The following is a 14847-nucleotide window of genomic DNA, read 5'->3' on the forward strand; positions in this document are numbered from 1 at the left end:
CTTCACGGAGATACCATGGCTACCATCCATGCAGGCGACGGCGACACTGGCGCCCTCTGCATCCTCAACAAGCAAGACCTGGCGGGGCTACGCTATTCGCTGTCCGAAGTGCTGGACACCGTCGAAGCGGCCTATCAGGCCTATGCCGCCGGACTATCGGCCAATCCGCGCAAGCTCACCGCCAAGCCCGACGACGGCCACTCGCTGGCGTACTCGATGCTGGGCCGCGACGGCGAGCGGCAGACCGTGGCCTTCAAGACATCCTATAAATTCAATGTCAACGAAGACGCGTCGCAGCAGAAGTACTACACCTCGCTGCTGCTGTATGACGATCGCACCGGCCTGCCCATCGCGCTGATGGATTGCAGCCTGGTGGGCGCCTTGCGTACGCCGGCGGCATCGGCCCTGCTGGCACGCAGTTGCGCCCGTAGCGACGCCAGGACCGCACTGGTGATCGGCAGCGGCGTACAGGGGCAGAACGCCTTTCCCTTCCTCGTGGCCGCGATGCCACAGCTGGACCGGCTGATCATCCACGGCAGCCATGAAGAGGGCATCGCCGCCGCCCGGGAACGCCTGCGCGCGCACTACCCGGAGCGCGACATCGAAGTCTCCGGCGACCTGGAACGCTCGGCCCGTGCCGCCGATATCATCATCGGTGCGGCCGGTCCAGCCTCGGAAAAATCCTACGGGGTGGTGCGCCGTACCGCGCTCAAGCCCGGTGCCCTGACGATCCTGGTCGGCTACGGTCTGCACGCCGAACTGCTGCACCAGGCGGATTTCCGCGTGGCCACCAGCGAGGCCCAGATGCGCGTGACCGGCACCGATCTGGCCGACGCCGATGGCGCGTTGCCGGCGATCGACGCTGAACTGCCCGACATCCTGGCCGGCAAGCGGCCGGGGCGCGCGCACGATGACCAGCGCATCTTCGCCTACAACAGCGGCATGATCATCACCGATATCGCGCTCGGCCGGCTGTTCGCCGAACGTGCCCGCGCCCAGCAACTGGGCCAGACCATCCGCCTCTGGTGAGCCCGCATGGACCGACTCCACGATGAGGCGCTCGGCGCCACCCCCCTTGCATTGCCACAGGTGCCGGCACTGCAGCATCCGCTCACGGCGCAACTGATCGGCCAGCATAGCGACCTGCTGCGCCAGCTCAGCCACGGCCTGGGCAGCACCCTGCATGTGTTGTTGCCCGAGGTGTTCGCCGACAATGCCCGGCAGTTCAAGCGTGCACTGGGCGAGGCCGGCGTGAGCGGCTTTGTGCTGTTCGCCAAGAAGGCCAATAAGGGTCGCAGTTTCGTCCAGCAATGCCCGGGGCTGGGCATCGGCATCGATGCCGCCAGCCTGCAGGAGGCCGAGCAGGCACTGGGGTGCGGCGTACCCGGCGCGCACATCGGCATCACCGGCCCCGGCAAGCATCCGGCACTGCTGGCGCTGGCCTTGCGCCAGCGCTGCCTGGTGGCCATCGACAGCGTGGAAGAATTGCGCGCCTTCGTGGCACAAGCCCGGCAAACCGTGGAGGCGCTCATCGGCGGCTGCCGGGGACGGGTGCTGTTGCGCTGCCGTCCAGCCAGCCAGCCGCGCAGCCGCTTCGGGATGTCGCCCGAGGAGCGCGAGGCGGCGCTGCAATTGTGCCTGGCGCATCGCGATGTGATTGACATGGAGGGCTTCTCCTTCCATCTCTCCGGCTACAGCATCGCCGCGCGCGCGGACGAGGCGCACCGCATGATCGATGCCTGCCTCGATGCCCGCCGCCGTGGTCTGGCGCTCTGCACGACGATCAATATCGGCGGCGGCTTCGCGGTGCGTTACGTCGATGCGGGGCACTGGTCAGATTTCCTGCAGCAACAGCAACCGCGCCACTACCATGCCGGCAAGTGCTTCGACGATTTCTATCCCTACTACAGCGCCGCTCCCGGCGCCGAGATGCTCTCGGCGATCCTGGCCCACGCCGACGGCGGCCGCGCGCTGGCATTGCGCCTGCGCGAGCACGACATCCGCCTGCTGCTGGAGCCGGGCCGGGCCTTGCTCGACCAGGCCGGCTTCACCGCCTTCGAGATCCAGAGCGTGAAGCACCGGCACGGCGACGCCGATGCCGATACCGGGCCGGACTACGGCATCGTCACCGTGGGCGGCACCAGCTTCAGTCTCTCCGAGCAGTGGTTCAACAGCGAATACATTCCCGATCCGCTGCTGCTGCCGCGCCAGGAACGGGCCGGCGAACCCTATGCCGCTTGCGTGGGGGGCGCCAGTTGCCTCGACAGCGACATGGTGAGCTGGCGCAAGATCCGCTTCCCTCAGACGCCCTTGTGCGGGGATCTGCTGGTCTACCTCAATACGGCCGGCTACCAGATGGATTCCAACGAATCGCCGTTCCACGATTTGCCGCTGCCAGCCAAGGTCGTCATCACGATGCACCAGGGCCAGCCATGCTGGCGCCTGGACAGCCGTCCACACGCCGATTTCGCCTAGTGCCCGTTGCCACACCTCTTTCCGCATCTCTTTCCACACCTCTTCCTTACCCCCGAAGGAGTCACACCATGGATCGTCAATCCCCGCAGGTCTTGTCCACCATCGCCGCACCGGAGCGCCGGCATGCCGCCGGTGTCGTCAACCGCGTTTCGCAACTGATCGGCGGCACACCGCTGCTGGAACTGCTGCGCACGCGCTTCGGCAGTCGCATCCTGCTCAAGCTGGAGCAGAACAATCCCACCGGCAGCGCCAAGATCCGCATGGCGCGCCAGATGCTGGACGAGGCTGAACAGCAGGGCTTGCTGGCACCAGGCGGCTGGGTCATCGAATCGACCTCGGGCAATACCGGCATGGGTCTGGCCTTGCTGGCGGCCGAGCGCGGCTATCGCTTCACCGCGGTGGTCGATCATCACGCCGCCAAGGACAAGCTGCGCGCCATGCAGGCCTTCGGCGCCGAACTGATCTATGTCAACGAGGACGGTGGCGACTCACTGGCCACCGCCGACCGCGAAGCGCTGGCCGAGAGGATCGCGGCCGAGCAGGGCGCCTACTGGACCGAGCAGCACAACAATCCCGCCAATGGCAACGGCTACACCTATGTCGCCGAGGAATTGCTGGATGCGCTGGGCCGCGATATCACCCACCTGATCGGCGCGGTCGGTACCGGCGGCTCGCTGTTCGGCACGGCCCGCGCACTGAAGAGCCGGCTGCCGCTGCTGCGTACCATCGGCATCGAGCCGGAAGGCTCGATCGCCTTCGGTGGTCCCGGCGGTCCCTACTACCAGTCCGGCACCGGCACACCACCGGGCGCCGAGATCGGTGCGCTGGTCGACTACGAGCTGCTGGATGAAGGGCTCAAGGTCTCCGACCGGCAAGCCTTCAATACCGCGCGCTACGTCGCCCGCAAGTATGCGCTGCTGGTCGGCGGCTCCGGCGGCGGCGTGCTCTATCAGGCCATCAAGCGCATCGAGACGGCACCGCCGGGCAGCACCTTCGTCGTCCTGATCTGCGATGGCGGTGAGAAGTATCTCGATACCGTCTTCAATGACGACTGGATGAATGAGCGCGATCTCATCGATGCCTCCGTCGGCGTGGAACTGGATGGCATGCTGGCGCAGCTCACGGGGCAAGCGGCGGAGCGCGCATGAGTTTCTCGCCGTCGCTGTTGAAGGCCGATGTCACGCACATCGGTGCGCTGGCCGTGCCGCTGATCCTGACCCAGTTCGCGCAGGTGGCGCTGTCGACCACCGGTGTGGTCATGATGGGCTGGCTCGGTCCGCTGGATATCGCCGCCGGCGGGCTGGCGCTGGCGGTGTTCAATTTGCTGCGCACTACCGGCGTCGGTCTGGTCACGCCTACCGGCAACCTGGTGGCGACGGCCGCCGCCGCCGGGCTGGAATCACCACGTGCCGCCGCCGACGTGCGTGACATGGTGCGCGCCAGCTTCACCATCGCGACACTGGCCGGCCTGGTATTCTGGGCGCTGATGCTGGGCGCCGGCCATGCCTTGCGCTGGATGGGGCAGGACGCGACCGTGGTGGCACGCACGGCCGATTACCTGTTTGCCGCCGCGCCCGGCATCTTGCCGCTGCTGTGGTTCCAGGCCCTGCGCAACTTCACGGTCGGGTTGCGACGGCCGGGACCGCTGCTGGCGATCACGCTGGCCGCCGTGGCGGTCAACATCGCGCTGAACTATGTGCTGACGACAGGTGCATTCGGCATGGCTGGCATGGGATTGGCGGGCATCGCACTGTCATCGACCATCGTCCATCTTTTTTCCTTCGTGATGCTGCTGCTGGTCGTCCGCCGCGACCCTGCGCTTGCACGCCTGCTGTCGGTGCGTATCTGGAAAACCTCAGCGCAGGCGCTCCTGCGCACCTGGAAGATGGGCTTGCCGGTGGCGGCCACCTACGGCTCGGAGGCCGGCTTCTTCGCTGTCATCGCGCTGCTGCTGGGCTCGCTGGGGGCCGATGCGCTGGCCGCGCATACGGTGGTGAACCAGGCGGTGTATATCGTGTTCATGATCTCGGTTGGCCTCTCGCATGCCACCTCGATCTGCATCAGCCGCACCTGGGCGCAGGGCGATATTGCCACCTCGCGCCGCTACGGCTACACCGGACTGGGCATGGGAGTGGCCTGCATGGCGCTGGTCGGCCTGTTCTATGTCGCCGCGCCGCGACTGGTGCTGGCGGCCTTCCTGCGCGACACCGGTGCCGGCAACGAGGCCGTGCTGCTCATCGCAGGCAAGCTGATCTTGCTGGCCGCCGTGCTGCAGGTCTTTGACTGCGCACAGAACATCGGCATCGGCATCCTGCGCGGCGCTGGCGAAACCGGATCGTCGTTCGTGATGACGCTGATCGGCTATTGGGCCGTCGGCCTGCCCGGCGCATGGCTGCTGGGTCACTGGCTCGGCCTGGGCGCCACCGGGGTGTGGCTGGGGCTGACGCTGGGGCTGGTCGTGACGGCAGCGCAACTGGTCATCCGCTTCCATCGCCTGATCGCACAGCGTACAGCCGGCATCCATGTTGAAGATTATGAATTGGCGCAGTAAGGCCAACGCCAGGCGCGATGTCAGGCACGCCCCGAGCGGCCGTAAGTGTTACGACGATTGACCGGGCGGCACAAGCGCCCCAACCATTTATCAGGAAATACCCATGCTCCACTGGCTTTGGAAGACCTTCGATGAACTCTCGCTGGAACAGTTGTATGACGCCATCCACCTGCGCCAGCAGGTTTTCGTCATTGAACAGGAATGCCTCTATCTCGACGCCGACGGATTCGACCCGGCCTGCCTGCACGGTCTGGGCTATGACGGCCAGGGTGAGCTGGTGGCCTATGCGCGCATCCTGCCGCCGGGCGTTCGCTATGCCGAGCCCTCGATAGGCCGCGTGATCGTCGCCTTGTCGCTGCGCGGCAAGGGCATTGGCGAGGCCCTGATGAAACAGGCGCTGGCACGCAGCGCGGCGCTGTATCCGGGCATGGCAATACGCATCAGCGCCCAGGCGCGGCTGGAGCGCTTCTACCAGCGCCTGGGCTTCGTCAGAGTCGGCGACCTGTATGACGACACCGGCATTGCGCATGTGGACATGCTGGCCCCGGCGGACGCACCTATACCCGTTTCCATGAAAGAGGATCGACCATGAACAACAAGTGTTTCGCCATTGCCCTGGCCGTCGCCGGGATCGCAGGCACCGCAACGGCCCACGCCCACGGCGTCTGGGTGGCCCAGCGCACGGGTGAGTGGGCGCTGGTGCTGGGAGAAAACGGCGTGGACGACGCCTATCAGCCGGAGGCGGTGAAGAAGGTCATCGCACTGGCCGCCGATGGGACGCAGAGCACCATCAGGATCCGGCCGCAGCAACGCAATGTGATCCTCGAACCGGCAGCCGGCGCCAAGGCCATCGCCGCCAGTTTCGAGGATGGCTACTGGAGCCAGGATGCGAACGGGAAGTGGCTGTCGGGTCCGAAGTCGGCGGTGGCTGGTGCCAGGCATGGTGGCTTTTACCAGATGTACACACAGACCATACTGGCCCCCGGATACAAGCCCACTGCCACGACATTGAGTGCGACGGATTTTCCGTTGCAGATCATTGCGCTGGACGATCCGCTGACATCGAAGAAGGGTAAATCGCTGCGCGTGCAGGTGCTGTTCCAGGGCAAGCCGCTAGCGGGTGTGCAGGTAGCGACCGACTATACGGGCGATACCAAGGTGCGCAGCGAGAAGACTGACCGGCAGGGGCAGGTCGCGTTCAGGATCCACAATGCGGGCTTGAACGTCATCAAGGTCTCGCATACGGTCAGGCGTATCGATCGTACCGAGGCGGATGAAGATGGCTATGCGGCGACGCTGGCGTTTACCTTCCCGCACGAGGATTGAGGCGTGCTTGATGTAACCCAGGTGTCGAAGCGTGGCCGCGTTCGATGCCGGGGCTTGCGATCCTTGGCTGGATTTTCCTGAGGCCCAAAGAAAAACGCACCCATGTGGGTGCGTATTCTTTCTGATGGTGCCGGGAGCCGGAATCGAACCGGCACGCCTTGCGGCGCGGGATTTTGAGTCCCGTGCGTCTACCTATTCCGCCATCCCGGCGACGCGAGCCGGTGATTATTGCCGATTTCGTTTTACGGGGCAAGCCCTTTCATGCAATCGGGGAAATTATTTTCCGCATACCGCTTCGATGGCGCGCTCGCCCGTGGAGCCGGGGATGGGGTCCTGCAGCTTGACGTCGGCATAGGCCAGTTGCGGGGCCAGCAGCAATTGCCCGCGACCGTCGGCCTGCGCATACATCTTGCGACTGCCGAAGCCGAGCTGGCGATTGCTGCAATCGAAATAGGCCGTCGAGACCTCGGAGAGGTAATAGGTCTTGCTGCCCTGGCCCATCAGCAGCTGCGGTCGGTTCCAGTTCAGCAGGATCTGCGCCTGGCGGATATTGCGGGTGACCACCACGCTGTCCTTGTCGACGAAGAAGCTGCCGATGCTGTTGTCGCCCAGCGGCGACCATTCGGCATGCGCCGGCACACAGGTCGCGGCCAGCAAGGTCGTCAGCAGCATCACCATGCGGCGCGCGGGGGAGGGGAAAAACGGTCGATCCATATCGGGGCAGTGCCTCGCGTCAGCTCATCATCATGGCCAGCATGGCGACATCGTCTTCCAGCAGCAGTATCAGCGTGATGCTCCAGAAGAGCAGTTCAGCCATCATCCGGTGCTCTATCGAGCGCAGCCTTGCAGCCATGTCCAACCTGCGGAACGCGAAAAATTGAGGTGCGGCAATCCTAACATGCCCGCTGCAAATGGTCATGGCGGCAACGCATGAAAAAATGGCCCGCCTTGATCGGGCGGGCCATGCGGCACTTTCATGCGGCACTTCAACGGCAGGCGAGGGCGACGATCAGATCGCCGCTGCGATGGCCTTGCCCACTTCGGTGGTGTTGCTCTTGCCGCCCAGGTCGGGCGTGGTCGGACCTTGCACCAATACCTGCTCGATGGCGGCCAGCATGGCATCGTGCGCCTGGCGGTACTTGCCTTCGCCATTGCCCAGGAAGTCCAGCATCATCGCGCCGGACCAGATGGCGGCCACCGGGTTGGCGATGTTCTTGCCGAAGATGTCGGGGGCCGAGCCGTGCACCGGTTCGAACAGCGAGGGCAGCTCGCGCGTGGGGTTGATGTTGGCCGAGGGCGCAATGCCGATGGTACCGGCGCAGGCCGGGCCCAGGTCGGAGAGGATGTCGCCGAACAGGTTGGAGGCCACCACCACGTCGAAGCGGTCGGGGTTCAGCACGAAGTGAGCGGTCAGGATGTCGATGTGGTACTTGTCGCGACGCACGTCGGGATACTTGGCGCCCATGGCTTCGACGCGCTCATCCCAGTAGGGCATGGTGATGGCGATGCCGTTGGACTTGGTGGCCGAGGTCAGGTGCTTCTTGGGGCGGCTTTGCGCCAGGTCGAAGGCAAACTTGAGGATGCGGTCGGTGCCCTTGCGGCTGAAAACCGATTCCTGGATCACGGTCTCGCGCTCGGTGCCTTCGTACATGCGGCCACCGATGGAGGAGTATTCACCCTCGGTGTTCTCGCGCACCACGTAGAAATCGATGTCGCCCGGCTTGCGGTTGGCCAGCGGGCAGGGGACGCCCGGCATCAGGCGCACCGGGCGCAGGTTGACGTAGAGGTCGAAGTCGCGACGGAACTTCAGCAGCGAGCCCCACAGCGAGACGTGGTCGGGTACCGTGGCTGGCCAGCCGACCGCGCCGAAGAAGATGGCTTCGAAGCCCTTGAGCTGTTCGAACCAGTCGTCGGGCATCATCTTGCCGTGCTGGGCGTAGTAGCCGCAGTGCGCCCAGTCGAAGTGGGTGAATTCGATATCGATGCCGAACTTCTTGCTGGCGGCCTCGACCGCGCGCAAGCCTTCGGGCATCACTTCCTGACCAATGCCGTCACCGGCGATAACGGCGATCTTGTGCGTCTTGCTCATCTCTGTGCTCCTGGAGTAGGGGAAACCTGGGTCATGATAAAGCGCATCGCCTGTTCGATCATGCACGCAGTGGTGATTCTATAAAACACGATCCGTGAATAATCAGGGCAATGAAAAGGCACTGCCGACTGCGCAGTGCCTTGGCCTGCGAAGGCCTTAGTCAGTTACCCAGCGGCTCGCTCCACAGGGTCACGCCCATGCTGTGTTCGGCGCCGGGTTCCAGCTCCACCAGGTCTTCCATTACATTGGCGGTCTCGATGCAGAGCATGCGTTGCCAGGCGTCATCGGCAAACTGCGACAGCCGGCGCGCCTTGCTGGCCCAGGGATTCCAGACCACGGCCGAGGTCGAGCCGCTGGATTCGAGGAAGATGCGGCGGTTCCAGCCGTCGTCGCGGATGGCCAGTTGCGGCGGCAGGTCGAGGTAGATGCGGTCGGTTTCGCTGCTGATGACCAGGGGACGCTTCTGTTCGCGCTCGGCCCAGCCTTCCAGGGTCTCGATGTAGCGGCAGCCTTCCAGGCCATCGACGGTGACGTTGTGGATGCTGCTGACGGCAAAGTAGCTATGCAGGGCCTGGGACAGCGCCACATGCTGCTCGCTGTCGTTGCGGGTGGTGAGCTTGAGGTGCAGGCGGTCGTCGAGCAGGATCTCCAGGCGCAGCGCCAGTCCCGGCGGCAGGTGGCGCAGGCTGGGCGATTCATGGACGGGCGGGATGGACAGCACCAGGCGCACGGTGTCGCCTTCGATGGCGTTTTCCATCAGCAGCCAGTCGATGCCACGCACCAGGCCATGTGCCGGCAGACGGCCGCCGGAATGCAGGGCCTGGACCTCCGGCGGATTGCGCATGAGGTCGCCGAACCAGGGCCAGCAGACCGGGATGCCGCCGCGCACCGAGTTGCCGGCCTCGAAGGCGGCTTCCTCGCTCATCCAGATCAGCGGCTCCTGGCCGAACACCTGGTAGCGCAGTACCTGTGCGCCCTGTTCGGCGATCAACAGCTCGGCACGTGCGGTCTGCACGCGCAGGCATTGCAACTGGTTGACCTCGATACGTTGGATATGCGGGACCTCTGGCGGGACCTCTTGCTCCTCGATGATGCTCATGCCGGTGACTCCAAAGAAACGGTATAGAACGGTACAACAATGAATACGGGCTGATTGCGGGATTCTTGCAATAGCGCAAGCCTGCCACATTTCCGCTCATTGTGGGGGATTTGCCGGTGCGTCGCCTGTACCTTGCACTGGTCGATATCAAAACGACAAACTCGCATTGCGCCGGCTCTGGCTATAATCCACGGATCGTTGAATGAAATGGCTACGAATCGTGAATAATTCGCCTTTGCTGGAAGACCTGCGCCTGTTTTGCGTGGTGGCACGCCATAGCAACTTTGCCGAGTCGGCGCGCGAGGTGGGGGCATCGCCGGCCTATATCAGCAAGCGCATCGCCCTGCTGGAGCAGGCGCTGGGCGTGCGGCTGTTCCACCGCACCACGCGCAGCGTGGTCATGACCGAGGAGGGCGGCAACGTCCATGAGTGGGCGCGCAAGATCCTCGATGATATCGAGCAGATGATGGAAACCGTCAGCAGCGCCAAGCGGGTGCCGCGCGGCCTGCTCAAGATCAGTACCAGTTTCGGGCTGGGGCGCAAGTTCGTCTCACCGCTGCTCTCGCGTTTTGCCGCCGAGCATCCGGAGCTGAAGATACAGCTGGAGCTGGTGGATCGGCAGATCGACCTGGTCAATGAGGGGATAGACCTGGATATCCGGGTGGGGGCGGGGCATGAGCCGCATCTGTTTTCCAAGCGCATCCTGCCCAGCCAGCGCGTGCTATGCGCCAGTCCGGCCTACCTGAAGAAGCATGGTGCACCGGCCGACCTGGCGGCGCTGCGCCAGCATCAGTGCCTGGTGATCCGCGAGCGCAACCAGTCCTTCGGCATCTGGCGCATGGCCGGACCCAAGGGCCAGGAGACGGTCAAGGTCTCGGGGACACTGGCCTCCAACCACGGCGAGATCATCCACCAGTGGGCCGTCGATGGCCACGGCATCATCCTGCGCTCGATCTGGGATGTGGCCGACAGCTTGAAGCGCGGCCGGCTGGTGCGCGTGCTGCCGCAGTATTACCAGGAGGCCGACCTGTGCGCGGTCTATCCCCTGCAATTGAAGAATTCGGCCAAGGTGCGGGAGTGCGTGCGCTTCCTGCAGAAGCACCTGGATGTGAGCGCGCCGCCCTTGACGGTCTAGCGCTGCCTGATCAGCGGCCGGCCAGGCGCTGGCGCACGATGCGTTCCAGCGCCAGCGCCACATGGGCTACGGCGGCGTCGTCGGCGTGGCGGCGATGCTGCAGCAGGCGCAGTGGCGGCGCATCCAGCGGCAGTGGCGGACGCAGGCAGGCCAGCTCCACCGGATGGGCAGCGGTGGCGGCCGGTACGCAATGCATGGGCATGACGGCGATCAGGTCCGAGCCTTGCAGCAGCGCCGGCGCCATCAGGAAATTCGGGATCACCATGCCGATGCGGCGTTGCAGGCCCTGGGCCGACAACTGCTCGTCGAGCATGCGGTTGAGCGTGTCGTGGCAAGAGACCTGAAGGTGCGGGAAGTCCAGCCAGCGGCGCAAGGTCAGCTGATGCGCGGCCGGATGGTCGCGCCGCATCGCCACCACGCAGCGTTCCTGCAGCACTTCGCGGCCACGCACCGTATTGGTGGGTTGCATGGCGCCCAGCAGCAGTTCGGTATCGCCACGCTCCAGGCTGGCAGCGGCTTGCGCATCGCCCTGCCAGGGCTGGAATTCGATTTCCAGCAGGGGCGCCTCGGCGGCCAGTTCCTGATACAGGGTGTGCGCCACCACTTGCGCCGGGTAGTCGGGCATGAGGATGCGCACGCGCTGCGCGCGCTGGGCCAGCGTGACGGGCTGCTGCTGCAGGCCGCTGGCCGCCAGGGCCTCGCGCACCGGGGTGCGCAGAGCCTGGGCGGCGGCGGTGAGTTGCATCTGCTGACCACCATCTTCCAGCAGCGGATCGCGCAAGACCTGGCGGCAGCGCTCCAGGGCGCTGGCCGCCGCCGGTAGCGACCAGCCCACGCGCGCGGCGGCGCGCGCCAGGTGGGCTTCGTCGAGGACGGCATCGAGCAGGTTCAGCAGGCGGACGTCGAGGGCATCGAGGGCAGAGAGAGCGGCGGGATTCATGAAGCGAGCAGGCTGGAAAAAGGCAATGCGCAGCCAGGGCGGCTGCGCATCAGGGGCGGGAGTGTAGCCTGATCGCCCCCTGTCCACAAGCGTGGCCGCGGGCAGGGGAGGCGGACATGGATCAGCCGAAGGCTTCCTTGAGCGTCAGGATCTTGCCGGTGTCGGTGGCATCGTAGCCGGCCAGGCCGTTGACGACCTTGCGGAAGGACTCCGACTGCAGGATGTCGATGACGGCACGGATCAGCGGATCCTGCAGGGAGCCGGCCGGCAGTGCGAAGAAATAGCGTTCGCGTACCAGCGGGATGAAGTCCAGGCCGAAACGATGCGACGCCGTCTGCACGCCGAAGCCGACGTCGGCCATGCCGCTGGCGATGAAGGCCGCCACGGCCGAGTGGGTGAATTCGGTGTTCTCGAAACCGTTGATCTTCTTGTGGTCGATGCCGGCGCCGGCCAGCATCAGTTCAAGCAGCATGCGCGTGCCCGAGCCGGCTTCACGGTTCACGAAGCGCAGGTCGGGGCGGGCCAGGTCGGCCAGGCCGCGCAGGTTCTTGGGATTGCCCGGTTCGACGAACAGGCCCTGGTTGCGGATGGCCAGGTGGATCAGGCAATCGCTGCGCTTGTTGAGCCACTTGGCGTAATTGGCGATGGCCGGTTTCTCGAATTCTCCCAGCGGGACATGGAAGCCCGCCAGGTCGCACTCCTGGCGCGACAGCGCGGCCACCGCGTCGGTGCTGTGGCGATAGCGTACTTCCACCGGCAAACGCGCCTCGTTGATCTGGCCCAGCAGGGCGGCCACGGCAAAGCCATGGCTGGCGTTCAGGCGCACGGTTTCCGACTTGCCTTCCACCGTCTTGCCCAGTTCCACCTCCAGCTCGGAGGCCAGGCTGTCCAGCGTGGGGGACAGGCGCGCCGTCACCAGGCGATCGGCCCATAACAACTTGCTGGCGAAGTCGGTCAGTGTGGTGCCGCGACCACGGCCGCTGTCGATCAGGCTGTTGCCAAAGATGCGTTCGGCATCGCGCAACAGACCCCAGGCATGGCGATAGGAGTAACGCGTCAATTGCGCCGCACGCGCGATGGAGCCGCTCTGCTGGATGCCGGTGAGCAACATCAGCAGGTTGGCCGTGTCCAGCGGCGCCTCGTTGTCGTAGGCAATTTCCCAGTGCGGTTTGATGTGTACTTTATACATTTAGGAAAAATAAAGCATATTGATGCACCCGGTTATCGGTGATAATTTCGCGTCACTCCGCATAAATGATAAAAAATATATGCGGTGTTGTACATATATAAATAAAAGAGAAGGATAGCGTCGCAAAGATGGGCCGGCTTCACGAGCCGGTTCTACTGGGCTTTGCAATGCAATCTTTCCTTCGATTTACCCCCACATCACACATCAAATAATTCGGAGGAATGAATGGCTTTCGATTTCCTGAACAAGGAACATACAGTCGCCAAGCCTGGCTTCAATCGCTGGCTGGTCCCCCCAGCAGCACTCGCAATCCACCTTTGCATCGGCATGGCATACGGATTTTCCGTGTTCTGGCTGCCTTTGTCCAAGGCTCTGGGCGTGACATCGCCCATTGCCTGCGCCGCTGACGTCGGTTTCTTCGCCCAGATCTTCTCGTCCACCTGTGACTGGAAGATCTCCATGCTGGGCTGGATGTATACGATGTTCTTCGTCCTGCTGGGCATCTCGGCCGCCATCTGGGGCGGCTGGCTGGAACACGCCGGTCCCCGCAAGGCCGGTGTGGTGGCTGCCATCTGCTGGTGCGGCGGCTTGCTCATCTCGGCGCTGGGCGTGAAGACCCACCAGCTCTGGCTGATGTGGGTCGGCTCCGGCGTCATCGGTGGCGTCGGCCTGGGCCTGGGTTACATCTCGCCGGTGTCGACCCTGATCAAGTGGTTCCCTGACCGTCGCGGTATGGCCACCGGCATGGCCATCATGGGCTTTGGCGGCGGTGCGCTGGTGGGTACCCCGCTGGCCGATGCGCTGATGAAGAAGTTTGCCACCCCGACCTCGGTGGGCGTGTGGGAAACCTTCGTCGTTATGGCCATCATCTACTTCGTCTTCATGATGGCAGGTGCCTTCGGCTACCGCGTCCCGCCTTCGGGCTGGAAGCCGGCCGGCTGGACCCCGCCGGCGGCCAAGGCCAGCGCGACCATGATCACGCAGAACCACGTGCACGTCTCCAAGGTCTGGGGCATTCCCCAGTTCTGGCTGGTGTGGCTGGTGCTCTGCCTGAACGTGTCGGCCGGTATCGGCGTCATCGGCATCGCCTCGCCGATGCTGCAGGAAGTGTTCGGCGGCAAGCTGCTGGGCGTGGACGTGGGCTTCAATGACCTGTCGATCGAGCAGAAGGCTGCCATCGCGGCACTGGCTGCCGGCTTCACGGGCCTGATCTCGCTGTTCAACATCGGTGGCCGTTTTGCCTGGGCATCGTGCTCGGACTTCTTCGGTCGCAAGATGACCTACGCGATCTTCTTCGTGCTGGGCTTCGTGCTGTACGTGAGCCTGCCGTGGTCGGCCAAGTCGGGCAACGTCGCGCTGTTCGTGGGCGCGGTCTGCATCATCCTGTCGATGTATGGCGGCGGTTTCGCCACCGTGCCGGCCTACCTGGCCGACCTGTTCGGCACCCAGATGGTGGGCGCCATCCACGGTCGTCTGCTGACCGCGTGGGCGACCGCCGGCATCCTGGGCCCGGTGGTGGTGAACTACATGCGTGAGTACCAACTGTCCCTGGGCATGCCCAAGAACGAGGTGTACAACACCACCATGTACATCCTGGCCGGCATGCTGGTGCTGGGTCTGATCTGCAACCTGCTGATCCGTCCGGTGGCGGCCAAGCATTTCATGACGCCGGAAGAACTGGCCCGTGAAAAGCAGCTGGCGCACGAGAAGTCGGCGGCTGAAGCGGCGACCACGGCGTCCTCGGACGACATGTCCAAGATCGGTTCGGGCGGCAATCCGCTGGTGATCGGCCTGGCATGGCTGGCCGTCGGTATCCCGCTGGTCTGGGGCATCACCCTGGTGTTGCAGAAGTCGGCAGTGCTGTTCCGTTGATCGGAACCTGGTGTTGTGCGCAGGCCGGCTCCACCCGGCCTGCCGCAACACTGAACTACCCCAGCGGCGAAAGCCGCTGACACAAGCCGCCAGGCGACCAGGGCCCGGCAGCTTGTGTCAGCGACTATCAAAAAAGAGGAGCAGGATAGAGCTATCCGTCAGGAAGCCACC

Annotated in this window: 13 protein-coding genes and 1 tRNA gene; 8 read left to right on the forward strand and 6 right to left on the reverse strand. The window is 64.5% G+C overall.

Going from position 1 to position 14847, the window contains the following annotated elements:
- Window positions 1-15 precede the first annotated feature (15 nt).
- From ACIPHN_RS19365 to ACIPHN_RS19390, 6 genes are all read left to right on the forward strand, one after another.
- Window positions 16-1029 (forward strand): ornithine cyclodeaminase family protein, encoded by a 1014-nt coding sequence (locus ACIPHN_RS19365; protein ID WP_400438816.1) that lies wholly within the window; start codon window positions 16-18, stop codon window positions 1027-1029.
- A gap of 6 nt (window positions 1030-1035) precedes the next feature.
- Window positions 1036-2475, forward strand: coding sequence for a Y4yA family PLP-dependent enzyme (locus ACIPHN_RS19370; RefSeq protein ID WP_400438818.1), 1440 nt, complete (start codon window positions 1036-1038; stop codon window positions 2473-2475).
- A gap of 68 nt (window positions 2476-2543) precedes the next feature.
- Complete coding sequence (locus ACIPHN_RS19375; RefSeq protein ID WP_400438821.1) at window positions 2544-3623, forward strand: cysteine synthase family protein; 1080 nt, start codon at window positions 2544-2546, stop codon at window positions 3621-3623.
- Window positions 3620-5026 (forward strand): MATE family efflux transporter, encoded by a 1407-nt coding sequence (locus ACIPHN_RS19380; protein WP_400438824.1) that lies wholly within the window; start codon window positions 3620-3622, stop codon window positions 5024-5026. Before ACIPHN_RS19375 ends, ACIPHN_RS19380 begins: the two co-directional genes overlap by 4 nt.
- A gap of 103 nt (window positions 5027-5129) precedes the next feature.
- Window positions 5130-5618, forward strand: coding sequence for a GNAT family N-acetyltransferase (locus ACIPHN_RS19385; protein WP_400438826.1), 489 nt, complete (start codon window positions 5130-5132; stop codon window positions 5616-5618).
- Window positions 5615-6352: a DUF4198 domain-containing protein gene (locus tag ACIPHN_RS19390; protein WP_400438829.1), complete on the forward strand. Its 738-nt coding sequence runs from the start codon at window positions 5615-5617 to the stop codon at window positions 6350-6352. The genes ACIPHN_RS19385 and ACIPHN_RS19390 overlap by 4 nt, the downstream gene beginning before the upstream one ends.
- A gap of 125 nt (window positions 6353-6477) precedes the next feature.
- On the opposite strand, the gene ACIPHN_RS19395 is transcribed toward ACIPHN_RS19390, so the two are convergent.
- From ACIPHN_RS19395 to ACIPHN_RS19410, 4 genes are all read right to left on the reverse strand, one after another.
- A tRNA-Leu gene (locus ACIPHN_RS19395) sits at window positions 6478-6562 on the reverse strand.
- 66 nt (window positions 6563-6628) lie between these two features.
- Window positions 6629-7066, reverse strand: coding sequence for a surface-adhesin E family protein (locus ACIPHN_RS19400; protein WP_400438831.1), 438 nt, complete (start codon window positions 7064-7066; stop codon window positions 6629-6631).
- A 295-nt stretch (window positions 7067-7361) separates the two neighbouring features.
- Window positions 7362-8441: a tartrate dehydrogenase gene (locus tag ACIPHN_RS19405; RefSeq protein ID WP_400438834.1), complete on the reverse strand. Its 1080-nt coding sequence runs from the start codon at window positions 8439-8441 to the stop codon at window positions 7362-7364.
- Between the two features lie 160 nt (window positions 8442-8601).
- Window positions 8602-9540, reverse strand: a complete 939-nt coding sequence (locus ACIPHN_RS19410; protein WP_400438837.1) for a D-hexose-6-phosphate mutarotase — start codon at window positions 9538-9540, stop codon at window positions 8602-8604.
- A gap of 220 nt (window positions 9541-9760) precedes the next feature.
- Between ACIPHN_RS19410 and ACIPHN_RS19415 the strand changes: the two genes are divergently transcribed.
- Window positions 9761-10675, forward strand: a complete 915-nt coding sequence (locus ACIPHN_RS19415) for a LysR family transcriptional regulator (protein ID WP_400439157.1) — start codon at window positions 9761-9763, stop codon at window positions 10673-10675.
- Window positions 10676-10685: 10 nt separating this feature from the next.
- On the opposite strand, the gene ACIPHN_RS19420 is transcribed toward ACIPHN_RS19415, so the two are convergent.
- Window positions 10686-11615: a LysR substrate-binding domain-containing protein gene (locus tag ACIPHN_RS19420; protein ID WP_400438840.1), complete on the reverse strand. Its 930-nt coding sequence runs from the start codon at window positions 11613-11615 to the stop codon at window positions 10686-10688.
- Between the two features lie 121 nt (window positions 11616-11736).
- Entirely contained in the window at window positions 11737-12804 is a 1068-nt protein-coding gene (locus tag ACIPHN_RS19425) for a substrate-binding domain-containing protein (RefSeq protein WP_400438843.1), read from the reverse strand.
- A gap of 225 nt (window positions 12805-13029) precedes the next feature.
- Between ACIPHN_RS19425 and ACIPHN_RS19430 the strand changes: the two genes are divergently transcribed.
- Window positions 13030-14676 (forward strand): OFA family MFS transporter, encoded by a 1647-nt coding sequence (locus tag ACIPHN_RS19430; RefSeq protein WP_400438846.1) that lies wholly within the window; start codon window positions 13030-13032, stop codon window positions 14674-14676.
- Window positions 14677-14847: the final 171 nt, after the last annotated feature.

Origin of the sequence: Herbaspirillum sp. NPDC087042 (assembly GCF_044745245.1) — a bacterium.
GTDB lineage: Bacteria > Pseudomonadota > Gammaproteobacteria > Burkholderiales > Burkholderiaceae_D > Herbaspirillum.

Coding starts and splice junctions, on each gene's coding strand:
- ACIPHN_RS19385 (WP_400438826.1), top strand. CDS start 5,130: ATGCTCCACTGGCTTTGGAAGACCTTCGATGAACTCTCGCTGGAACAG.
- ACIPHN_RS19380 (WP_400438824.1), top strand. CDS start 3,620: ATGAGTTTCTCGCCGTCGCTGTTGAAGGCCGATGTCACGCACATCGGT.
- ACIPHN_RS19375 (WP_400438821.1), top strand. CDS start 2,544: ATGGATCGTCAATCCCCGCAGGTCTTGTCCACCATCGCCGCACCGGAG.
- ACIPHN_RS19400 (WP_400438831.1), bottom strand. CDS start 7,066: ATGGATCGACCGTTTTTCCCCTCCCCCGCGCGCCGCATGGTGATGCTG.
- ACIPHN_RS19420 (WP_400438840.1), bottom strand. CDS start 11,615: ATGAATCCCGCCGCTCTCTCTGCCCTCGATGCCCTCGACGTCCGCCTG.
- ACIPHN_RS19370 (WP_400438818.1), top strand. CDS start 1,036: ATGGACCGACTCCACGATGAGGCGCTCGGCGCCACCCCCCTTGCATTG.
- ACIPHN_RS19410 (WP_400438837.1), bottom strand. CDS start 9,540: ATGAGCATCATCGAGGAGCAAGAGGTCCCGCCAGAGGTCCCGCATATC.
- ACIPHN_RS19390 (WP_400438829.1), top strand. CDS start 5,615: ATGAACAACAAGTGTTTCGCCATTGCCCTGGCCGTCGCCGGGATCGCA.
- ACIPHN_RS19365 (WP_400438816.1), top strand. CDS start 16: ATGGCTACCATCCATGCAGGCGACGGCGACACTGGCGCCCTCTGCATC.
- ACIPHN_RS19425 (WP_400438843.1), bottom strand. CDS start 12,804: ATGTATAAAGTACACATCAAACCGCACTGGGAAATTGCCTACGACAAC.
- ACIPHN_RS19405 (WP_400438834.1), bottom strand. CDS start 8,441: ATGAGCAAGACGCACAAGATCGCCGTTATCGCCGGTGACGGCATTGGT.
- ACIPHN_RS19430 (WP_400438846.1), top strand. CDS start 13,030: ATGGCTTTCGATTTCCTGAACAAGGAACATACAGTCGCCAAGCCTGGC.